The organism is Streptomyces sp. NPDC051738, from assembly GCF_044453205.1.
In the GTDB taxonomy this organism is placed as follows: domain Bacteria; phylum Actinomycetota; class Actinomycetes; order Streptomycetales; family Streptomycetaceae; genus Streptomyces.
The window spans coordinates 143,468-163,164 of record NZ_JBITCM010000018.1 but is presented as its reverse complement, the minus strand read 5'-3'; the positions used below and the strand labels follow the sequence as shown (position 1 = coordinate 163,164).

The window sequence follows — 19,697 nt, the reverse complement described above, 5'->3', positions numbered from 1 at the left end:
CGCCGGATCACCTCTGACGGCCGTGGTCTGGCCGTGCCAACGGCGTTTCCCGGTCGGCCGGTTCAGGTAGGAGTCCGGATGTCGGCCGAACGGTGGAGGGGGAGTGCCATGGCGAGCAGTGAGCACGACGGGCGCTTGGGGGAGGAGTTCTTCACTCCGGGGACCTCGTCCTTCACCGAGTTCCTGGCGGCACACCGACCGGCCCTGCTGCCCATGCGCCGCCCCTTCCCCGACGGCGTCCGCGCCGCACCCGACCGCTTCCCGCACGGCACCACGGTGCTGGCCCTCACCTACCGCGACGGCGTGCTGATCGCCGGCGACCGCAGGGCCACCATGGGCAACCTCATCGCCCAGCGCGACCTGGACAAGGTCCACCCCGCGGACGACCACACCGCCGTCGCCTTCGCGGGCACCGTCGGACTCGCCCTGGACATGGTGAAGCTGTACCAGGTCGAGCTGAAGCACTTCGAGAAGATCGAGGGCATTCCCATGTCCCTCCAGGCGAAGGCGTCCCGCCTGGCCGCCATGATCCGGCAGAACCTCGGCCAGGCCATGCAGGGCCTCGCCGTGGTGCCGCTCCTCGCCGGTTACGACGTCAAGGCACCCGAAGGCGCCCGAGGACGCATCTTCGACTTCGAGGTCACCGGCGGACCGTACGAGAAGTACGACTTCCACGCCGAGGGCTCCGGATCGCCGTACGCCCGAGGGGCGTTGAAGAAGCTGTTCCGCGCGGGCATGTCCCGGCACGAGGCGGCCCTGGCCGCGTTGCACGCGCTGTACGACGCGGCCGACGACGACTCCGCGACCGGCGGACCGGACATCAACCGGCGGATCTTCCCCAGCGTTTCGGTGATCACGGAGGGCGGCTTCGAGCGGCTTCCCGAGGCGGATACGGAGGAGCTGAGCCGCGAGATGGTGGAGCAGCGCCGGAGCCGTCCGGACGGTCCGAACGCCGCTCCCTGACAGGGCGTTCGCCCTCAGAGCCTGTGAACAAAGGCTCTCACCGGCGCACCCCCACCTCCCCCCGCCACTTGACGAACTGCTTCTCCGGATCGCCGGTGTACCCCCACGGAGCGCGCGTGGCCCGTGGTCCCAGCATCCGGAACAGGGCCGCGGCGATGTCGTGCGCCCCGGCCTGACAGGCCGCGTGCGCCAGGTAGTTGAGGTCGCGCAGCTCGCCGGGGGCCACGTCGGTGGAGGCGCGGTTGGTGATCCAGCGCTCCCAGGTCCGGCGTACGTCGCTGACGGCGCCGTCGTTCCTCCAGTGCTGGCCGAGCCCCATGGAGGCATGCTGCCCCTTGGCCGCGTCCAGGGCGTAGCGGAACTCCTCGACCCGGGCGTACTGCACGAGCACCGGGAGCGGGCAGCCGGGCGGTGCGACTCCGGCGGCGTCGCGGGCGAAGTCGTACATCAGGCCGTGGGTGCCGTGCCAGCGTGAGGAGTAGTAGTGCAGCACCTGAAGGTGTCCCTCCACGCTGTACGGGTCGCGTTGGTGCAACTCGTCCCACCAGCGCCCCAGTTCCTGCCTCCGTACGCCCGACGAATACAGCCGTGCGACGGAGATCAGCGAGATCCACGGCGTCGGGTCGTCCGGGTAGGAGTCGGCGGCCTTGAGGCATGACAGCACCGCGGTGTCGATGCGGTGCTCGTCGATCGCCACGCCACGCCCCGCGGTGATCGCCAGATTGAACGCCCGGGTCGTCTCCGTGGCCGCCCGCAGCACCAGCGCGTCGGAGCTGTGCGGCTCGGCGGCCAGCCACGACTCCACCGTCGAACTGCCCGCACAGGCCTGCGCGAGCAACCGGACCCGGTGGCCCCGCACCAGCCAGTCGGGACCGGTGGCACGCAGCAGCTCGCGCAGTCCCTGCCAGCGTCCGATGACGATGTCCTGGCGAGCGCAGGTGAGGGGCGCGTCCCCGCAGTCGGGATCGAAGTCGGGAGCGAAGCGGTCTCTCGCCATCAGGGGCTCCCTCAGAAGTCGGTGGAAAGACCCTCGTGGACAAGGGAGTCGGTGTCGCCGCGGTCGGCGGGAACGTAGTCCACCTCGACGGTCTGCGTGGCGTCCAGCTTGGCCGGCCGGTAGTAGTCGCTGCCCTGCCGCCAGTACCAGAGCATCGGGATCAGCCCGGCCGCGAGGCCGCCGATGCCGATCGCGAGCGCGGAAGGGCTCAGCCCGCCCAGCGACTCGACGAAGATCCAGAACATGAACAGAGCCCCGAACAACGGCCACAGACCGCCGAACACGAAGTTGCCCACCGACTTCAGCAGCATCTTGCGATAGGCGACGACCACGGCGAGCCCGGTCAGTCCGTAGTAGACGGCGATCTGCAGCCCGATGGCCGAGATGGCGTCGGAGAGGATGTCGCCCACCGTGCCCAGGGCGTTGGAGGCGATGAACATCGCCAGCGCCACCACGCCGACCACCGCGATCGCCACCCACGGCGTGTTCCACCGGCGGTGCACCTTGCCGAGCGCGGACGGCATCGTACGGTCCCGGCCCATCGCGAACAGCGAACGCGTGACCTGGATGAGGGTGGTCTCCAGGGTGGCGATGGTGGACAGCATCACCGCCACGATCAGCAACTTGCCGCCCCAGCCCGGCCAGATCTCCTCACCGAGCACGGCCAGCACATTGGCGTCGTTCTCCTGGATCTGCGTCGAGGAGAGGATGACGTTCACCGCGATCGTGAACACCTCGAACAGCAGGAACACGATGCCCACCCCGATGAGCCCCGCTAGGCCCGTCGTACGGCGGCTGTTGCGCGTCTCCTCACTGAGGTTGCTGGTGACGTCCCAGCCCCAGTAGTAGAACGCGGCGATCAACGCCCCCGAGGCGAACCCCGTCACCCCGTCGAAGTGCCCGAAGCCGAGCCAGGACCAGTCGAACACCCGGGCACTTCCCGAGTGGAAGAGGGCGAGTACGGCGAACAGGGCCAGTATGGCCAGCTCGACACCGGACATCACGAGCTGCGCCCGGACGGTGAGACGGGCGCCGCCCAGCACCACGGCCAGCATGATCAGGAACCAGCCGGCGCCGACCAGCGTCGACAGCGCGGTGTTCTCCGCGAGTTCCTCGTCGAACAGGGCCAGCGTCATCGAACCGGCGGGCAGGGAACCGGCGACCATGAAGATGGTCGCCGAGATCACCAGGGCCCAGCCGCTGATGAACCCGAGGAAGGGGTGCAGCGTGCGCCCGACCCACGAGTAGCTGGCGCCCGCGTTCACGTCGATGCGGCTGAGATAACTGAAGGCGAGCGCGATGCCCAGCATGGGTATCGCGCAGTACAGCAGTGCGGCCGGACTGGCCAGCCCCACCGCCGAGACGAGGACCGCCGTGGTCGCGGCGAGCGAGTAGGCCGGGGCGCTGCCCGCGACCGCCATCACCACCGTGTCGAACGTACCGAGGACATTGGCCTGCAGCCCTCTGCCCCTGTTGTTGCTCATGGATGCGCTGCTCTCCGTCTTGCACGGCGCGAGGGCGACCAGGCCCCGACGCGTATGGGGGGTGGGGTGGTACAACGCCACGAACCGAAGAGGGATGACCTCGGGAAGGGGCGGCGAAAAGGGGTGGCGGACACTGTACGCCGTTGCGTCGCCGTGCAGTTACGCCGTGTGTGCGAGTGATGATAGCCACATTCTTGAGGCTTCAAGAGCACGCGTCGGAGACTTCGAGAGGGTGCGCCAAGTGGCGACATGGGCCACCGGGGAAGGTCGGGGCGGGGCTCAGTCCCCGATGCGGTCGATCTGCCGCAGCCTGTTCGTGGCGTCCAGGGCCGCGACCTTGTAGGACTCCGCGAGCGTCGGGTAGTTGAACACCGCGTCGACCAGATAGTCGACCGTTCCGCCGCACCCCATCACCGACTGCCCGATGTGAATGAGTTCCGTCGCCCCCGTACCGAAGCAGTGCACCCCGAGCAGTGTGCGGTCCTCGGGGGAGACCAGCAGCTTCAGCATGCCGTGCGAGTCGCCGATGATCTGCCCCCGGGCCAGTTCGCGGTAGCGGGAGATGCCCACCTCGAACGGCACCCGGTCCTCGGTGAGCTGGTCCTCGGTCCGTCCCACGAAGCTGATCTCAGGGATCGTGTAGATGCCGATCGGCTGGAGGTTGTGCATCCGGCCGACGGGCTCCCCGCAGGCGTGGTACGCCGCCGACCGGCCCTGCTCCATCGAGGTCGCGGCCAGCGCGGGGAAGCCGATGACGTCGCCGACGGCGTAGATGTGCGGCACCTCGGTGCGGTAGTGCTCGTCGACGGTGATCCGGCCGCGCGGGTCCGCGGTGAGCCCGGCCTTGTCCAGGTCCAGCTCGTCGGTGAGCCCCTGCCGGCCCGCCGAGTACATCACCGCGTCGGCGGGGATCTTCTTGCCGCTCTCCAGGACGGTCAGCGTCCCGCGCGGGTGCCGCTCGACCGCGGCGACGGTCTCCCCGAAGCGGAAGGTCACGGCGAGGTCCCGCAGGTGGTACTTGAGCGACTCGATCACCTCGACGTCGCACATGTCGAGCATCCCGGCGCGCTTCTCCACCACGGTGATCTTGCTGCCGAGCGCGGCGAACATGCTGGCGTACTCCATGCCGATCACGCCGGCACCCACGATCACCATGGAACGCGGCACCCGCTCCAGCGCCAGGACGTTGTCCGAGTCCAGGATCGTCCGCCCGTCGAACTCCACACTGTCGGGCCGTGCGGGCCGGGTGCCGGTGGCGATGACGATGTGCTCGGCGGTCAGCAGCCGTTCGTGGCCGGTGACCTCGCGCAGGGCGACGGTGTGCGGGTCGACGAAGCGGCCCGTCCCGGCGTACAGGGAGACGTGGTTGCGGGACAGCTGGCTGCGGATGACGTCCACCTCACGGCCGACCACGTGCTGGGTGCGGGCGGTCAGGTCGGCGACGGTGATGTCCTCCTTGAGCCGGTAGCTCTGCCCGTACAGATCGCGCTGGGTGAGACCGGTCAGGTACAGCACCGCCTCGCGCAGGGTCTTGGAGGGGATGGTCCCGGTGTGGATGGAGACGCCGCCGACCATGTCGGGGCGGTCCACGACGGCGACCCGGCGGCCCAGCTTGGCCGCGGCGATGGCGGCCTTCTGGCCACCCGGTCCGGATCCGATGACGAGCATGTCGAAGTCGGGCACCTCAGGAGTCTGACAGCCCAAGAACCCTTCCGAAAGGGTGAGCCGGAAACCATTGCCGGCGTGAAATGTCTGAGGTGGAACGGAAGTTGTCCCACACCGCCGCCGCTTGAGCCGACAAATGAGTGCCCGTGGCAGGCCCGGGCGGTTGCGGCGAACCGGCGCGATGGTGCGGCCCGGGTCGATAATGCGGGTATGGGTCATCGACTCGCCGACGCGAGCGCACCGGCCCGGCTGGCCGCCCCCGAGGAGGGCATCGGCCGGGACGAACTCGCGCTCGCGACCCGCAACCACGGCCTGCCGCTCGAAGCCCTGCGCTACGACGTCACCCCGCCGGGCCTGCACTACGTCCTGACCCACTACGACATCCCGTACGTCCCCGACGACACCCCCTGGCACCTGACCCTCGCCGGCCGGGTCCGCCACCCGCTGCGCCTGGACCTGGCCGACCTGCGAGCGTTCCCGCAGGTCACCACCCGGGTCACACTGGAGTGCGCGGGCAACGGCCGGGCCCTGCTGACCCCGCGCCCGGTGAGCCAGCCCTGGCTCGTCGAGGCGGTCGGCACCGCCGAGTGGACCGGCGTACCGCTGCACCTGCTGCTGGCGGAGGCCGGAGTCGAGCCCGACGCGGCCGAGGTGGTCTTCACAGGCGCCGATCACGGCGTCGAACGCGGAGTCGAGCAGGACTACCAGCGCGCCCTCCCCATGGATGTGGCCATCGGCAGCGAGCCCGAGGTGCTCGTGGCGTACGCGATGAACGGTGCTCCGCTGCCCCCGCAGCACGGCCGTCCGCTGCGACTGGTCGTGCCCGGCTGGTACGGCATGGCGCACGTGAAGTGGTTGCGCGAGGTGACCGTCGTCGACGTGCCGTTCACGGGATTCCAGCAGGCCGTGGCCTACCGGCTGCGCCAGCACCGTGAGGACGAGGGCGAGCCGGTCACCCGTATCGCCCCGCGCGCCCTGCTCGTCCCACCCGGCTTCCCCGACTTCATGTCCCGGGCGCGGGTGGTCCGGCCCGGCGCGGTGGCTCTGGAGGGGCGTGCCTGGTCCGGGCGGGCGCCGGTGACGCGGGTCGAGGTCAGCACGGACGCGGGGCGTACCTGGCGGGAGGCCGAGCTGGCGCCGGACGCCGGTCACCGGTGGGCCTGGCGCCGCTGGCGGCACGACTGGACGGCGACCCCGGGCGACCATGTGCTGAGCGCACGGGCCACCGATGCCGACGGGCACAGCCAGCCACTGGAGCAGCCCTGGAACCGCGGGGGCTTCGCCAACAACCTCGTGCAGCGGGTGCCGGTGCTGTGCGTGGACGAGGAGTGAGTCCACGGGCAGGGCGCGGCGGGCGCGAACGGTCGCCCCGGGTGTCGGCTCCTACCCGAGGCGACCCGCGCGGATCGTGGCCGATGCGGCTAGGGCAGCAGCTTGTCGAGGGCCGACGGACCCTCCGCCTCCAGCTTGCGCTTGGCCCATTCCAGGTTGCGAGGGGTGATGTCCTTGCCTGAGGCAAGCACGATGTCCTCGGGTGACACTTCGGTGCCGGTGCGGGCGTGGAGCAGGGCGTCCGGGGTGGTGCGCTCCTCGGACGGCCCGGATGTTTCGGGCTGGGACGTCGGCATCATCTCTGCTCCTTGGAGGATCCGGATGACTTCTTCGGGCCCGGTGCGGTCATCGGGTCTGCTATCACCATTCAACGCCTGAGCGGACCCTGCATCCGGAGGCGCCGAAACCCTGCCCCTTCCCGCGCCGCGTCAGCCCTCGAAGGGCGTGAGCGTGAGGGTGATCCCCGTCGGCGCCGTGTCCTGGATGTACGACGCGAAGTCGGCCACGTCGTCGAAGGCGAAGCCGTACGCCTTGCCGTCCTCCGTGACCGTGTGCATCGCCTTGGCGTAGTGGTTGGTCAGGTCGGTCCGGTAGAAGGTGGCGGCGTCGTTCGTGGGCTGGGCGGGATGGCTGAGCAGCGTCGAGCGGTTGAATCCGGCGCCCAGCACGGCGGCGACCGGGCCGGTGGTGCCGTCGTTGGGGGCGGCGAGCGTGCCGTCGCAGAACAGCACGTCCCGGGTCGACGGCTTGGCGAAGGACACCTGGGCGGGCCCGTCGAAGGTGAACCGATCACCGCGGACCCGGCCCGTGAACGTACCCGCGTTGGTGGTGACCGTGAGGTCCCGCCCGGTGTACGAGCTCCACACCTCGTCGATGTACGGGGCGAGGTAGTCCTTGCCGAACAGGCCGGCGTCCAGGCCGTGTCCCGGGGCGATGACGCGCGTGTCGTCCACGACGAGCGGCGCGAACTCCTCGACCTGCCGGACCGCGGCGAACGCGGCCGCGCGCCCGCCTGCCCGCAGCGCGCCCGTCGTCTGGTCCTTGGCGCCGGTCAGCCGGATGCTCAGGGGCACGCTGAACATGTCGACCATGGTGGTGTTGCAGAACATGCCGGCGGCGTTGAAGGTGAACTCGGCACAGTCGTGCACCACCGGGTGGTTGGGGTCCGACGTCACCCAGCCCGCCGGGTACTGGAGCGCCGCGTTGCCGTTGCCGTCCGCGACGGCCTTGAGCTTGAGCTTCTGGCCGAGCGCCACATAGATCCGGCCGGACATCTGGGGGAGGGACAACCGGGTCTCGCCGCTGCCGGCCAGGCTGATGGCGTAGTCGGTGAAGCCGTCGGCGCCGTTGTCCGACAGGGCGATCGGCGCGAGGGTGCCGTCGGGTGTGACGCGTACCTGCCTGCCGTCCTGGTTGCCGACGATGTAGAGGTGGACGTTCGCGTTGCCGAAGGAGCCGCTGTTGTTGACGATCGTCAGGGGCAGTGACGCCGCCGCGGCACGGGTGTCGCCGTCCGTGGGGGTGCCCGCGAGGGCGTACGGGGCCACAGCGGCGGCGGTGGGGACGGCCACGGCCGCGCCGCCGAGGGCGAAGAGAAGCTTGCGTCGACCGAGGTGGCGCTGATGACGGGATGTCATGTGGGGGGTCTCCCGGATTGCTTGTGCGGGTACTTGGGCCTCGGTGGGGAGGCGGGGCGGAGGAGGGTCCAGCCGTAGCCGTAGCCGTAGCCGTAGCCGTAGCTCTGAGAGCGCTCTCAGATCGCTGTCGCCGCCACCGATGGGCCCCGATATTACGCACGGCCCGTGTGTGAGCCAACGGTTCTCGCGGCTTCCCAAATCCCGCTGAACTGCGGGAACTTGGAAACCTGCAGGATGGGCACGACTGCTTAATCCTCGTCTAAGGCTCACTTAAGGTTGGAAGGCGTGTAAGAGCGCTCTCTGCGTCAAGGGAGGACGCCCGCGGGCGTGCGCACGGCATCGCGCAGGCGGACGGCGTCCTGGCTGGGTGCCGCGCCGAACTGGCGGCGGTACTCCCGGCTGAACTGTGACGGGTTGTCATAGCCGACGCGCCGGCCCACCCCGGTGACGTCGCCCGGGTGGGTGGCGAGCAGCAGCCGGGCCTCCTGGAGCCGGATCTGCTTCTGGAACTGGATAGGGCTCATCGCGGTCACCGCCTGGAAGTTGCGGTAGAAGGCGGACGCGCTCATGCCGGACATCCGTGCCACGTCCTCGACCCGGAAGGGCTGCGCGTAGTGCTCGCGGATCCAGCGCACGGCCCGGGAGACGTGGCTGAGGCCGCTGTCGGCGAGGCCGAGCTGGCGCACCGTCGCACCCTGCTCGCCGGTGATGACGCGCCACAGGATCTCGCGCTTGACCAGCGGGGCCAGTACGGCCCGGTCCCGGGGCTCGTCGAGCAGGCGCAGCAGCCGCACCACCGCGTCGAGCAGCGCGTCGGGAGCGTCACTGACGGCGATCCCGGACGGTGCGCCGCCACCGGTGCGCGGCGCGCCCACGGGCCCGGATTGGAGCAGCAACTCGGCGACGACGGCCGGGTCCAGCGTGAGGCCGAAGCCCAGAGCGGGGTGCTCGGAGTCGGCCCGCAGGAACTGACCGGTGACCGGGAGATCGACCGAGGCCACCAGATACTGGCCCGGGCCGTACTCGAAGACCCGGTCGCCCAGGGCGAGCCGTTTGGCGCCCTGGGCGATGACCGCCAGCACCGTGCCGGACATCGACGGCGCCGGCGGATCCGACCGGTCGACCTTCGAGATGAGGACACCGTCGATGGCGGTGGTCCAGTCGGGGCGGGCGTGCCGGGCCAGCAGCTCCCGGAGTTCTTCCAGCGGCATACGGCCATTGCAGCACGCTCTGTGCGATGGCTCCCGGGAGCAAGAGGATCGTGCAAGTGCGGGCGACCATCGTTCTAACGTTTCCGCAGGTCACGTGGGTTGAATGGAATCACGACACCGCTTCCGTTCACTCACAGGAGAGACCATGAAGATCGCCATTGTCACCGGCGCCAGCTCCGGCATCGGGCAGAGTGCCGCCGGCGAGATCGCCAAGCGAGGGGTCGGGGTGATCCTGACCTACGGGAACAACGCGCGTGGCGGGAAGGAGACGGTTGCCGCCATCGAGCGGGCGGGCGGCACCGCCGTGGCGCTGCCGCTGGACGTCGGCTCGAGCGACACGTTCGACGCCTTCCGCGACACCGTGGCCGGCGTGCTGCGGGGCACCTGGGGGCGCGACACCTTCGACTATCTGGTCAACAACGCGGGGATCGCACAGACGGCCTTGATCGAGGACATGACCGAGGAGATGTTCGACCGGCTGACGCGGGTCCTGCTCAAGGGGCCGTACTTCCTGACGCAGAAGCTGCTGCCCCTGATGGCGGACGGTGGCGCCGTCGTCAACACGAGCAGCAACTCGGCGGCGACCACCACCGGCCTGGAGCCCGGTTACTCGGCCTACGCCACCATGAAGGGCGGCCTGGACGTACTGACCCGCTACATGGCCAAGGAGTTCAGCGGACGCGGCATCCGGGTCAACGCGGTCTCGCCCGGGGCGACCCGCACCCGCCTCGCCGACGACGCCTTCAGCAGGTTCCCCGAGGTCGTCCCGGCGCTCGCCGCGAAGACCGCGTTCGGCAGGGTCGGGGAACCCGACGACATCGGGGCGATGATCGCCACGCTGGTCTCCGACGAGAGCCGCTGGGTCACCGCCCAGAATATCGAGGTGTCGGGCGGCTACAACCTCTAGGACCCGTCAGTCGTCCCCTGTCGGTCGTCGCCCGTCAGCCGTTTCCGTCCAGGAGCGCCTCGGCCTCGACCAGGATCTCGGTGACCCGCAGCCCGAACACCGCGTCGCACGTGTGCGGTTGCCCCGTGCGGGACGCGGCCAGCAAGGCGTCCGCCGCGCGGATCAGTGCGGACACGGCGCTCTCGGTGCTCTCCGGGAGGAGCGTCACGCCGGCCGCGCCCCGCAGCTCCACCGCTGCCCCGGCCGCCGCGGGCGGTGCCGTGAGGCTCAGGGCCAGCGTGCTCGACGCGCCGCTGACGTGTTCGAGGACCAGATGGACCGTGTCGCCGGGGCCGTGCGCGGCGGCCGTCACACGCCGTGCGTCACCCAGGACCGGCAGCAGCACGGACAGCGCATGGGGACCGACGTCCCACAGCGCGCCCTTCTCCCGCCGCCACGGCGAGGCGGCGAACGGATTGCCGTCACCGCTGAACACCGCGCCCAGCCACTGAGCCCGGCCCGTGAACCAGCCCTCCACAGCGGCCTGTTCGGCGATCCACGCCTCGGTCTCCGGCTGGAAACGGGTGGTGAAGAAGACGACCGAGGCCACACCGGCCTCCTCGGCGGCCTCGACGACCGCCCGTCCTTCCTCCACCGCCAGCGCGAGCGGCTTGTCCAGCAGCAGATGCCGACCTGCCCGGGCCGCCCGCACCGCCAAGTCGGCCTGGACGGCCGGGGGCAGGGCCACGGCCACGGCGTCCACGTCGGCGAGCAGCGCGTCGACGTCGTCGTAGGCGCGCACGCCGTAGCTGTCGGCCAGCTCCTTGGCAGCGGCCGTACGTCGGCCCCACACGCCCACGAAGTCCAGTTCGCCGTGCCGGCTCAGGGCGGGAGCGTAGGCCATCTGGGCCCACGGGCCGGTGCCGAGCAGTCCGATGCGCATGCCGTCGCCTCTCACTGGGCTCACTGGGCCGAAACGTCCCCGGCCGCGGTCGGTCGAGGGTGAGCGTGTCACACCGCCCTGGAGGCCGCGCAAGGGGATGCAGGACGGGCCCGTCACGTGGCACCGCGGATTCAGAGCCGCCGTCGCTGAATGCATTCACTTTCTTCTATTGGACCTCTCGTGGCCGGACGGCGAGGCTGGTACCGGTCCGGTAAGGCCCCGCTCCGCAACCGCTCGCCGGACGTCAACGTTCTTGCGCGACAGGCGAAAGAGGTCACAAACCCATGCACACTCGCCGCATCGGTGACGTCGAGGTCAGCGCGATCGGTCTGGGCGCGATGCCCATGTCGATCGAGGGGCGCCCGGACGAGGCGCGTTCCCTCGCCACGATCCACGCCGCGCTCGACGCCGGCGTGACCCTGATCGACACCGCCGACGCCTACCACCGGGACGCGCACGAGGTCGGTCACAACGAGACCCTGATCGCCAAGGCCCTCGCCTCCCACGACCTCGGCAAGGACGTCCTCGTCGCCACCAAGGGCGGCCATCTGCGCCCCGGCGACGGCAGCTGGACGCTGGACGGCAGCCCCAAGTACCTCAAGGAGGCCTGCGAGGCGTCCCTGCGCCGGCTCGGCGTGGAGGCCATCGGGCTCTACCAGTTCCACCGGCCCGACCCGACGGTGCCCTACGCCGAGTCGGTCGGCGCCGTACGCGACCTGCTCGACGAGGGCAAGATCCGCCTGGCCGGGATCTCCAACGCCAACCCCGAGCAGATCAAGCAGGCCAACGACATCCTCGGCGGCAGGCTGGTCTCCGTGCAGAACCAGTTCTCCCCGGCGTTCCGCTCCAGCGAGCCGGAGCTGCGCCTGTGCGACGAGCTCGGCATCGCGTTCCTGCCCTGGAGTCCGCTCGGCGGCATCTCCCGCGCCCGTGAACTGGGCTCCGCCTACGCCCCGTTCGCCCGGGTCGCCGAGGCCCACGGGGTGAGCCCGCAGCGGGTGTGCCTGGCGTGGATGCTCGCCAAGTCGCCCGTCGTCGTCCCGATCCCGGGCGCGAGCAGGCCGGAGACGATCCTGGACTCGCTCGCCGCGACCGACCTCGTGCTCAGCGACGGGGAGCTCGCGGAACTGGACGCCGTCTGAACCACGTCGGGATCCGTTCCGAAACCCGCTTGTGCTCCCTCCCGGGGCGGGATGGGAAAGCGCTTGCCGTGCAGGTGTCTGCAACGCATCCGGAACCCTGGGAAGGACAACGCCGATGGCGTCGTCACACGAGAAACCGCTCGACCATCGCTACCGCGGCGAACACCCCATACGCACCCTCGCCTATCTGTTCCGCGCCGACCGCCACCGCCTCGCGGCGGCGGTCGGCGTCTTCACGGTCAAGCACAGCCCCATCTGGCTGCTGCCGCTGATCACCGCGTCCATCATCGACACCGTCGTCCAGCACCAGCCGGTCAGCAGGCTCTGGCTGAGCACCGGCGTCATCATGTTCATCCTGCTGGTCAACTACCCGTTGCACGTGCTGTACGTACGTCTGCTGTACGGCAGTGTCCGCCGGATGGGCACCGGCCTGCGCTCGGCGCTGTGCACGCGCATGCAGCAGCTCTCCATCGGCTACCACTCGCGTGTCAGCGCCGGCGTGCTCCAGGCCAAGGTCGTGCGCGACGTGGAGACCGTCGAGCAGATGGTGCAGCAGACCGCGGAGACGGGCCTCGGCGCGGGCACCGTACTCATCGGCGGTCTCGTCATCATCGCCATCCGCACACCGGAGTTCGTGCCCGTGTTCCTCGTGATCGTGCCCGCCGCCGCACTCGTCGTCGCGCGTCTGAGGGCCCGGCTGCGCACCCACAACGAGCACTTCCGCCACGAGGTCGAGACCCTGTCCTCCCGCGTGACGGAGATGACCCGCCTCATCCCGGTCACCCGCGCCCACGGCCTGGAGGGCAAGGCACTGCGCCGCATGGACGGCACACTGCACCGGCTGCTGACCTCCGGGATGCGCCTCGACCTCGTCAACGGCCGCTTCGGGTCGCTGGCCTGGGTGGTGCTGAACGTGGTCGGCGTGCTCGTTCTCGCGGGCGCCGCGCTGATCTCGTACTACGGCGTCTGGGGCGTCACCGCCGGCGACGTCGTGATGCTCAGCGCGTTCCTGACCACCCTCACCAACTCCACGACAACGTTGGCGGGCCTGGCCCCCGTCATCACCAAGGGACTTGAGTCCGTCCGTTCCGTCGGCGAGGTCCTCCAGGCCCCCGAACTGGAGGACAACGAGGGCAAGGCCGAACTCGCCTCGCTACGCGGCGCCGTGACCTTCGAGGGCGTCGGGTACACCTACGACGAAGCGGACCGCCCCGCAGTACGGGACTTCACCCTCTCCGTCGTGCCGGGGGAGACCATCGCCCTCGTCGGCGCGTCCGGTGCGGGCAAGTCCACCGTGCTGAACCTCGTCATCGGCTTCATCCGCCCGACCTCGGGCCGGCTGTCGCTCGACGGCACGGACATGAACACCCTCGACCTGCGCACCTACCGCCGCTTCGTGTCGGTCGTGCCCCAGGAGTCGATCCTCTTCGACGGCACGATCCGGGAGAACGTGGCGTACGGCATGGACGACGCCGACGAGGAGACGGTGCGGGCGGCGCTGCGCGACGCCAACGCGCTGGAGTTCGTCGACCGGCTGCCACAGGGCCTCGACACCCTGGTCGGGGAGCGCGGGGCACGGCTGTCCGGCGGGCAGCGGCAGCGCCTGGCCATCGCGCGGGCGCTGATCCGGGACCCGAAGGTGCTCGTCCTCGACGAGGCGACGTCGGCCCTGGACACCCGGTCCGAGGCGCTCGTCCAGCAGGCACTCGCCCGGCTCCTGCACGGCCGTACCACCTTCGTGGTGGCACACCGGCTGTCCACGGTGCGGGGCGCGGACCGGATCGTGGTGCTGGCAGACGGCCGGATCGAGGAGATCGGCACCCACGAGGAACTCCTGCGCCGCAACGGGGCGTACGCGGCCCTGCACAGCGGACAGGTCGCCTGACGCGCCGGTCGAAGTCGACCGGCGGCTCATCCCGTCCCTGCATCGACCTCCTGCGTGAGGAGGTCGACCGGGCTCTCGTCCCCTGACCCCCACGCTCAGGCGGCGCTGCTGCTGTGCGGCAACCCGTGCCGGCACGTCACGTCGTGCGCGCTGCCGAGGCTCGTCCACCAGCGCTCGCAGCACGCCGAGTCGAGCTCTGCCTGGACGATCGCCTCGGCGGCATCCCCGGCGCGGCCGGCCCGTGCGATCAACTCCAGGAGCCAGCGCCGCTGGTCGCCGATCACGGTCTCCCGCACGACGGCGATGAGCGGCACGAGACTGGCGGCGGCGAACAGACACGCGGCCCACACCGGGCCGTACCGGAACGCGAGGACCGTGGTCCAGGCGAGCCCCGCGCTCGTGGCGACATAGAGGACGCAGAGAGTGCGGCTGCAGTGGTTCATGGGAGTACACCGTCCTTGGGGAGGATCGATACCCCTTGTCCAACTGTGTACAGCCCGTATGGGACTCGGGTGATTTTTCCCACCGTGACCGAACAGGGCGGGTCACCGGTTAGGAGTGGACGCTGACCGCGGCCTTCCCCTGGAACGCGGAGCGATAGGCGTGCGGCGTCGTGCCGACCACCCGGCGGAAGCGATCGCGGAACGCCGTCGGCGACCCGAACCCCGCCTGCCGCGCGATCCGTTCGATCGGGTGGTCGCTGTTCTCCAGCAGATACTGGGCCCGCCGCACCCGCACCCGCAGCAGCCACTGCAGCGGAGTGGTGCCGGTCTGCTCACGGAACCGGCGGCTGAGGGTGCGCTCGCTCATGCCCGAGCGCTCCGCCATCTCCGCCAGCGTGACCTCCTGCGCCAGGTTGTCCTCGATCCACTCCAGGAGCGGTTCGAGCGCCGAGCCACGTGGCACGGGCGGGTGCTCGTGCACGATGAACTGAGCCTGCCCGCCCTCCCGTTCCAGCGGTACGACGGCCATGCGGGCGGTGTGCGCGGCGACCGCCGAACCCAGGTCCCGGCGGATCATGTGCAGGCACATGTCCAGCCCGGCGGCGGCTCCGGCGGAGGTGAGGACCTGCCCGTTGTCGACGTACAGCACGTCCGGCTCCACCTCCACGCGCGGGAAGCGCCGGGCCAGCTCGTCGGTGGCCATCCAGTGGGTGGTGGCGCGCAGCCCGTCCAGCAGTCCCGCCTCCGCCAGGACGAAGGCGCCCACGCACACCGACGCGATCCGCGTGCCGGACCGTACCGCCTCCCGCAGGGCCGCGACCACGACCGGGGAGGGCGGTCCGGTCTCGTCGCAGCCCGGCACGATGATCGTGTCCGCGTCCGCCAGCCCGTCGAGCCCCCGGTCGATCCGCAGGGCGAAGCCTTCCGTGGGCACCTCCGGCGACTCGGCGCACAGCCGGACCCGGTAGGGGCGGCGGCCGTCCGGCAGCCGCGTCCAGCCGAACATCTGGAAGGGCGTCGCCATGTCGAACGGCACCACGTTGTCGAGAACCAGGATCGCCACGGTGTGCATGAACGCCACCTTAGGCGGATTCCCGCCAGGGATATAAGACCAGGTGGAGGGGAGTGACCATGGCGGAGCACGGGACACAGGCCCTGGCGAGAATCCGTTGGAAGCTGTCATTTCTGCCCCTGTGCGATCACCCGGGAGATCCCTAACGTGGACCCGGTGACCAAGATCCTCCTCATACTTCACGTCCTGGCCGCCATCGTCGCCGTCGGCCCCGTCACCGTCGCGGCCAGCATGTTCCCGCCGGCGGCGCGCCGCGTCCCGGCGGCGGACGGTGCCGTGGCGGTGGGCACCGTCCAGCTCCTGCACCGCATCTGCCGCGTCTACGCGGGCATCGGGGTGTCGGTCCCCGTCCTCGGCCTGGCCACCGCCCTGGCGATGGGCGTCCTGGCCAGCGGCTGGCTCATCACGTCCATCGCCCTGACCGCCGCGGCAGCCGGAATCCTGGTCGCGTTCGTCCTGCCCCGGCAGGAGGAACTCGTGGAGCAACTGAACGCCGAGAAGCCCGTCGAGCACTCGGCCACCGTGCAACTCGCCATGTTCACCGGCATCTTCAACCTGCTGTGGGCCACCGTCACCATCCTGATGATCGTCCGGCCGGGCTCGACGACAGGTGCCTGACCCGGACGGAACCGCCCGTTCATCGCTCGTCAAGCGCTCTGGCAGAATTCATACTTCAGGGTGCGTCCGCGCCTAGACTCGACAGCCGTGCCCAAATGCACACAGGGCCACGACAGGAAAGGCGCGTTGACGGGTGTTCCAGGATTCCCCCATTTACGACCGGCTCATCGCGGAGCGCGGCGACATCCCCACCCAGGTGCGTCGGGAGGCCGAACGCGTCAGCAGGGAAGTCGAGTTCGCCATGCAGCCGCTGCTGTCCGGTGGCATCGCGTCCGCTGCCGTACGGCCCACACCCCCGGCACCGACGTGGCAGCGCAGCGCCCTGCCGCCGGGCCCCCAGCAGCTCTGAGCCCGGTCAGGTGACCTTCGCGCTCGCCCCGTTGACGTGTGCCTCCTCTCCGGAGGCCGGCTGGGCGAGCCACTCGGCGATGGTGCGGGCGATCGGCTGGCCCGTGTCCACCTCGACGAACCCGAACTGACCCGACTGGTTGCACTCCAGGAACCACCACATCCCGTCGGCGTCCTCGACGAAGTCGAAGGCGCCGTAGGCGAGTTCGGCGTCCCTCAGATACGCGCGGACGGCCTCGGCGACACGGGGTGCCACCTCGACGGGACGCCACGGCGTCTCGGACTCGGCGAAGCGGACGTCCACCTCGGCCTCGGCACCGGTCGCCTTGCGGGCGGCCAGCAGCCGCTCGCCCACCGCGGTGAGGCGTATGTCGGCCCGCTTGGCGACCCGCCGTTGCAGCAGCGTGGGGCCGAACGCGACGGCGGAGAAGTCCGCGTCCGGGGCCACCCTGCTGGTCGGCACCGCCCGGGGCGGATCCTGCGGATGCGCGCCGGACACCGGCTTGACCACCAGATCCGGATACCGCGCGGCGAACTCGCGGGCGGCCTGCGGGAACGTCGTGATCAAGGTGGCCGGCACGGGCAGTCCGCAGCCCTGGGCCACCCGCAACTGCCAGGGCTTGTAACGGGCCCGGCGGGCCGCGTCGGGCTGGTTCATCCAGCGGGCGTCACAGCTGCGCAGCATGCCGTACAGCGCCTGACCGGCCTCCTCCGCAAGCCAGGCGGACGGCGCGGCGGCCCGGGCCGCCGGGGGCCCCGGCCTGCGCATCCAGACCGACCGCAGCCCGCCGATGCTCACCAGCCGGCCCCCGGCCGACAGGTGCCCGCGGAAGGCACCGTGCACATACTCGCCCGACAGGGCGACCCCGCCGGTCAGGTCGGCGGGATCGAGACGGACCACCGGGACGCCGGACGCGTTCAGGTGCACGACCACCATGTCCGCCGTCACGTCTTCTTCGTTGGTCAGAATCAAGACGGTCATCGTCGCCGGCCTGCGTTCAGTCGTCGAAGTGGGTCTTCGAGCCCGCCGTGGATGTCGTGGTCCCGAGCTCCCGCAACAACGCATGATCACTGGCGGCTATCCGCCCGTCACGGAGCACGTTCAACTGCAGCCCGGAGTCGTAGACGTACGGAGCGGTGAACTCCAACTCCGCTGCCGGCCGTGCATAGTTGAGCGCGAACGGTTGCATCGTCTCTCCCTCACAGGTGCTGCTCCGAACGAGCTTGGTCACCCGGCGCCGCCCCTCGGTCCGCCGACGCCCTTTGGTTTCCACTTACTTAAACGAATCGAACGAGTGGTTGGTTTCCTTACTTTCCGTAGTCAACGGGGTCCGGACCTCCGGCATCGGGAGAACGGCGCAGGGTACGCAGTGCCAGCAGGAGCACGCCGATGTCGTCCAGATACACCGGATCGGGCACCAGATCGGCCGGCAGCACGAAATAGAGGAGGGCACCCCAGAACACCCATCGCGGTCCGGTCGGCAGCCCGGCGCGTCGCAGGGTGCGCCGTGTGCGCACGAGCCGCACCAGCACCGCGACGGCCACGGCGAGCAGGACGGCCGCGAGGGCGACGGCGACGACGATCAGTGTGGTGGTCGACTCCACGGACCCTCCTTCAGCCCTAGGTGCGCACCACACGCACTGCTGGTCGGATTCCCGATTGCGGCGTGTGCATTGCATGACGGCGGTCACCTGGCGCAGCCCTTCACCCGTCAGGACGTAAGACGCACAATGGGGCCGGACACCTGCCTGGTCAGGAACGCGGACCGGCCACCCACGCACCGGAGCGAACCCGCTCGACGCAGTACATGCCCCGTCTGAGTCCTTCGCAGCCGCCTTACGCAGCCGCGCGCACGGGCCGACCGCACCCGGCCCCGTGCTTCTCGCGCTCCCGCTAGCGGTCCGATGCCTCCGGCTGCTCCTCCGCGGCCGTGCCCTCCTGCGTGCCGCTCGCGTCGGCGGCGGCCTTGCGGGAGCGGGCCGAGCCCTTGAGGCGCTCGAAGGTGCGGGTCAGCTGGTGCAGTGGGGACGTCGACGGACCGGCGGGTGGCTGGGGGCGCGTTTCGGTCGTGGCGCCGGCGGACTCCCGGTAGGCGGCCAGCGCCGCGTGCGCCTGCTCGGCGGCCTCCCGGTACAGATCGCGCGACTTCGTCATCGCCTCCAGCGCGTCGGCGTACATCGCCACCAGCCTGCGCTCGCGGGTGAGCTCCTCCTCCAGCGTCAATAGCCGCCAGTCCTCGCGCAGGGCGGTGAGGGCCTCCTCGGCGCCGTCCGGCAGCGGCCGGGGCAGCGCGGCGAAGCGCGTCACGGCGTGGATGAGCTCGGCGGGGTCCGTGCCGTCGAGGAAGACGCTGCGTACGGCGAAGTCGTCCACGGCGTAGCCGGACGGTGCCGGAGTCCCGGGCAGCACCACGGCACCCCCGCGCGGAACCTCCACGCCGACGTCCCGCAGCGCCCAGTTCACGATGCGCAGCAGGCTCGGCGCCGCCCGGTGCTCGACCACCCGGTGCCGCAGGCCCGGCGGCAGCATCCCGGCCAGGGGCACGCGGCCGCGCTTGTCCGTGGTCATGGCCTCGTGGACGACGACATGGATGCTCCAGCCGTCGCGCGCGGAGTCCCGCAGCACGCGCCGTACGTCCTTGTCGTCCGAGGGCAGCGGGTTGATGTCCCGCAGGCGCAGGCCCGTGGCCGCGTCGTGGTCCCATGTCGCGTCCGGCTCCTGCGGCCAGAACAGGGCCGCGGGCGACGGCCATCGCGGGTCCCACGGGGCCTCCGCCTCCGCGACCAGCACCCACTGCTGCCCGTTGTCCGAGCCGTGCTCGACGGTCAGCCGGGCCCGCACGGTCACCGACTCCTCGACCCGCCATCGGGCCTCGAAGACGGATTCCTGGGCGCCCTCGGTCTCGGGCACCTCCAGAAAGTCGTCTATGCCCCCGCTGTCCTTGAGCTGCCGCAGGGTGAGCCGGAGGACGTCCTGTGCGGCGGGTCCGAGGTGGCGGCCACGGGCCAGCCACACCGAGGGCGGGATCGTGGGGCGGGCGCTGGAGGAGCTGGGCATGAGTCCATCTGTG

General features: G+C 70.5%; 20 protein-coding genes. 7 read left to right on the top strand and 13 right to left on the bottom strand.

Annotated features, from left to right (window positions below):
• Positions 1-108 precede the first annotated feature (108 nt).
• Positions 109-963, top strand: coding sequence for a proteasome subunit beta (gene prcB / locus ACIA8X_RS35180; protein ID WP_399459995.1), 855 nt, complete (start codon positions 109-111; stop codon positions 961-963).
• 37 nt (positions 964-1,000) lie between these two features.
• Here the strand turns inward: prcB and ACIA8X_RS35175 are convergent, their stop codons facing one another.
• The 3 genes from ACIA8X_RS35175 to sthA form a co-directional block, all read right to left on the bottom strand.
• Positions 1,001-1,960 carry a hypothetical protein gene (locus ACIA8X_RS35175; RefSeq protein WP_399459994.1) on the bottom strand — a complete coding sequence of 320 codons (960 nt, stop codon included), beginning with the start codon at positions 1,958-1,960 and terminating at the stop codon, positions 1,001-1,003.
• Between the two features lie 11 nt (positions 1,961-1,971).
• Positions 1,972-3,444 carry an APC family permease gene (locus tag ACIA8X_RS35170; RefSeq protein ID WP_399459993.1) on the bottom strand — a complete coding sequence of 491 codons (1,473 nt, stop codon included), beginning with the start codon at positions 3,442-3,444 and terminating at the stop codon, positions 1,972-1,974.
• A gap of 279 nt (positions 3,445-3,723) precedes the next feature.
• A complete protein-coding gene (gene sthA / locus ACIA8X_RS35165; RefSeq protein WP_393446720.1) occupies positions 3,724-5,127 on the bottom strand; it encodes a Si-specific NAD(P)(+) transhydrogenase in 1,404 nt (467 codons plus the stop codon).
• A 192-nt stretch (positions 5,128-5,319) separates the two neighbouring features.
• Between sthA and ACIA8X_RS35160 the strand changes: the two genes are divergently transcribed.
• The gene (locus tag ACIA8X_RS35160) at positions 5,320-6,441 is read left to right on the top strand and encodes a sulfite oxidase (protein WP_399459991.1); all 1,122 of its coding nucleotides are present in this window, start codon (positions 5,320-5,322) and stop codon (positions 6,439-6,441) included.
• Between the two features lie 89 nt (positions 6,442-6,530).
• On the opposite strand, the gene ACIA8X_RS35155 is transcribed toward ACIA8X_RS35160, so the two are convergent.
• The 3 genes from ACIA8X_RS35155 to ACIA8X_RS35145 all read right to left on the bottom strand — a co-directional run bounded on the left by ACIA8X_RS35155 (position 6,531) and on the right by ACIA8X_RS35145 (position 9,289).
• Positions 6,531-6,737, bottom strand: coding sequence for a hypothetical protein (locus tag ACIA8X_RS35155; protein ID WP_393447334.1), 207 nt, complete (start codon positions 6,735-6,737; stop codon positions 6,531-6,533).
• A gap of 132 nt (positions 6,738-6,869) precedes the next feature.
• Positions 6,870-8,078, bottom strand: a complete 1,209-nt coding sequence (locus tag ACIA8X_RS35150; protein ID WP_399459990.1) for a beta-1,3-glucanase family protein — start codon at positions 8,076-8,078, stop codon at positions 6,870-6,872.
• A gap of 305 nt (positions 8,079-8,383) precedes the next feature.
• Complete coding sequence (locus ACIA8X_RS35145; protein ID WP_393446714.1) at positions 8,384-9,289, bottom strand: AraC family transcriptional regulator N-terminal domain-containing protein; 906 nt, start codon at positions 9,287-9,289, stop codon at positions 8,384-8,386.
• 145 nt (positions 9,290-9,434) lie between these two features.
• On the opposite strand from ACIA8X_RS35145, the gene ACIA8X_RS35140 reads away from it, so the two are divergent.
• Complete coding sequence (locus ACIA8X_RS35140) at positions 9,435-10,196, top strand: SDR family NAD(P)-dependent oxidoreductase (protein ID WP_393446712.1); 762 nt, start codon at positions 9,435-9,437, stop codon at positions 10,194-10,196.
• Positions 10,197-10,230: 34 nt separating this feature from the next.
• On the opposite strand, the gene ACIA8X_RS35135 is transcribed toward ACIA8X_RS35140, so the two are convergent.
• Positions 10,231-11,118 (bottom strand): Gfo/Idh/MocA family protein, encoded by an 888-nt coding sequence (locus ACIA8X_RS35135; RefSeq protein WP_393446710.1) that lies wholly within the window; start codon positions 11,116-11,118, stop codon positions 10,231-10,233.
• Positions 11,119-11,402: 284 nt separating this feature from the next.
• On the opposite strand from ACIA8X_RS35135, the gene ACIA8X_RS35130 reads away from it, so the two are divergent.
• Positions 11,403-12,260, top strand: a complete 858-nt coding sequence (locus ACIA8X_RS35130) for an aldo/keto reductase (protein WP_393446708.1) — start codon at positions 11,403-11,405, stop codon at positions 12,258-12,260.
• A 115-nt stretch (positions 12,261-12,375) separates the two neighbouring features.
• Entirely contained in the window at positions 12,376-14,145 is a 1,770-nt protein-coding gene (locus ACIA8X_RS35125) for an ABC transporter ATP-binding protein (RefSeq protein WP_393446706.1), read from the top strand.
• A gap of 95 nt (positions 14,146-14,240) precedes the next feature.
• On the opposite strand, the gene ACIA8X_RS35120 is transcribed toward ACIA8X_RS35125, so the two are convergent.
• On the bottom strand, positions 14,241-14,588 hold the full coding sequence (locus tag ACIA8X_RS35120) for a hypothetical protein (protein WP_393446704.1): 348 nt from the start codon (positions 14,586-14,588) through the stop codon (positions 14,241-14,243).
• Positions 14,589-14,697: 109 nt separating this feature from the next.
• Positions 14,698-15,660 carry a GlxA family transcriptional regulator gene (locus ACIA8X_RS35115; protein WP_393446702.1) on the bottom strand — a complete coding sequence of 321 codons (963 nt, stop codon included), beginning with the start codon at positions 15,658-15,660 and terminating at the stop codon, positions 14,698-14,700.
• Between the two features lie 156 nt (positions 15,661-15,816).
• Between ACIA8X_RS35115 and ACIA8X_RS35110 the strand changes: the two genes are divergently transcribed.
• Positions 15,817-16,278 carry a DUF2269 family protein gene (locus ACIA8X_RS35110; RefSeq protein WP_393446700.1) on the top strand — a complete coding sequence of 154 codons (462 nt, stop codon included), beginning with the start codon at positions 15,817-15,819 and terminating at the stop codon, positions 16,276-16,278.
• A gap of 133 nt (positions 16,279-16,411) precedes the next feature.
• Entirely contained in the window at positions 16,412-16,627 is a 216-nt protein-coding gene (locus ACIA8X_RS35105; protein WP_393446698.1) for a hypothetical protein, read from the top strand.
• 6 nt (positions 16,628-16,633) lie between these two features.
• Here the strand turns inward: ACIA8X_RS35105 and tgmB are convergent, their stop codons facing one another.
• From tgmB to ACIA8X_RS35085, 4 genes are all read right to left on the bottom strand, one after another.
• A complete protein-coding gene (gene tgmB, locus ACIA8X_RS35100) occupies positions 16,634-17,608 on the bottom strand; it encodes an ATP-grasp ribosomal peptide maturase (RefSeq protein WP_393446696.1) in 975 nt (324 codons plus the stop codon).
• A 16-nt stretch (positions 17,609-17,624) separates the two neighbouring features.
• Positions 17,625-17,816, bottom strand: a complete 192-nt coding sequence (tgmA, locus tag ACIA8X_RS35095) for a putative ATP-grasp-modified RiPP (protein WP_093909168.1) — start codon at positions 17,814-17,816, stop codon at positions 17,625-17,627.
• A gap of 118 nt (positions 17,817-17,934) precedes the next feature.
• The gene (locus tag ACIA8X_RS35090) at positions 17,935-18,231 is read right to left on the bottom strand and encodes a DUF1232 domain-containing protein (RefSeq protein WP_393446694.1); all 297 of its coding nucleotides are present in this window, start codon (positions 18,229-18,231) and stop codon (positions 17,935-17,937) included.
• A gap of 289 nt (positions 18,232-18,520) precedes the next feature.
• The gene (locus ACIA8X_RS35085; protein WP_399459989.1) at positions 18,521-19,684 is read right to left on the bottom strand and encodes a hypothetical protein; all 1,164 of its coding nucleotides are present in this window, start codon (positions 19,682-19,684) and stop codon (positions 18,521-18,523) included.
• Positions 19,685-19,697 lie beyond the last annotated feature (13 nt).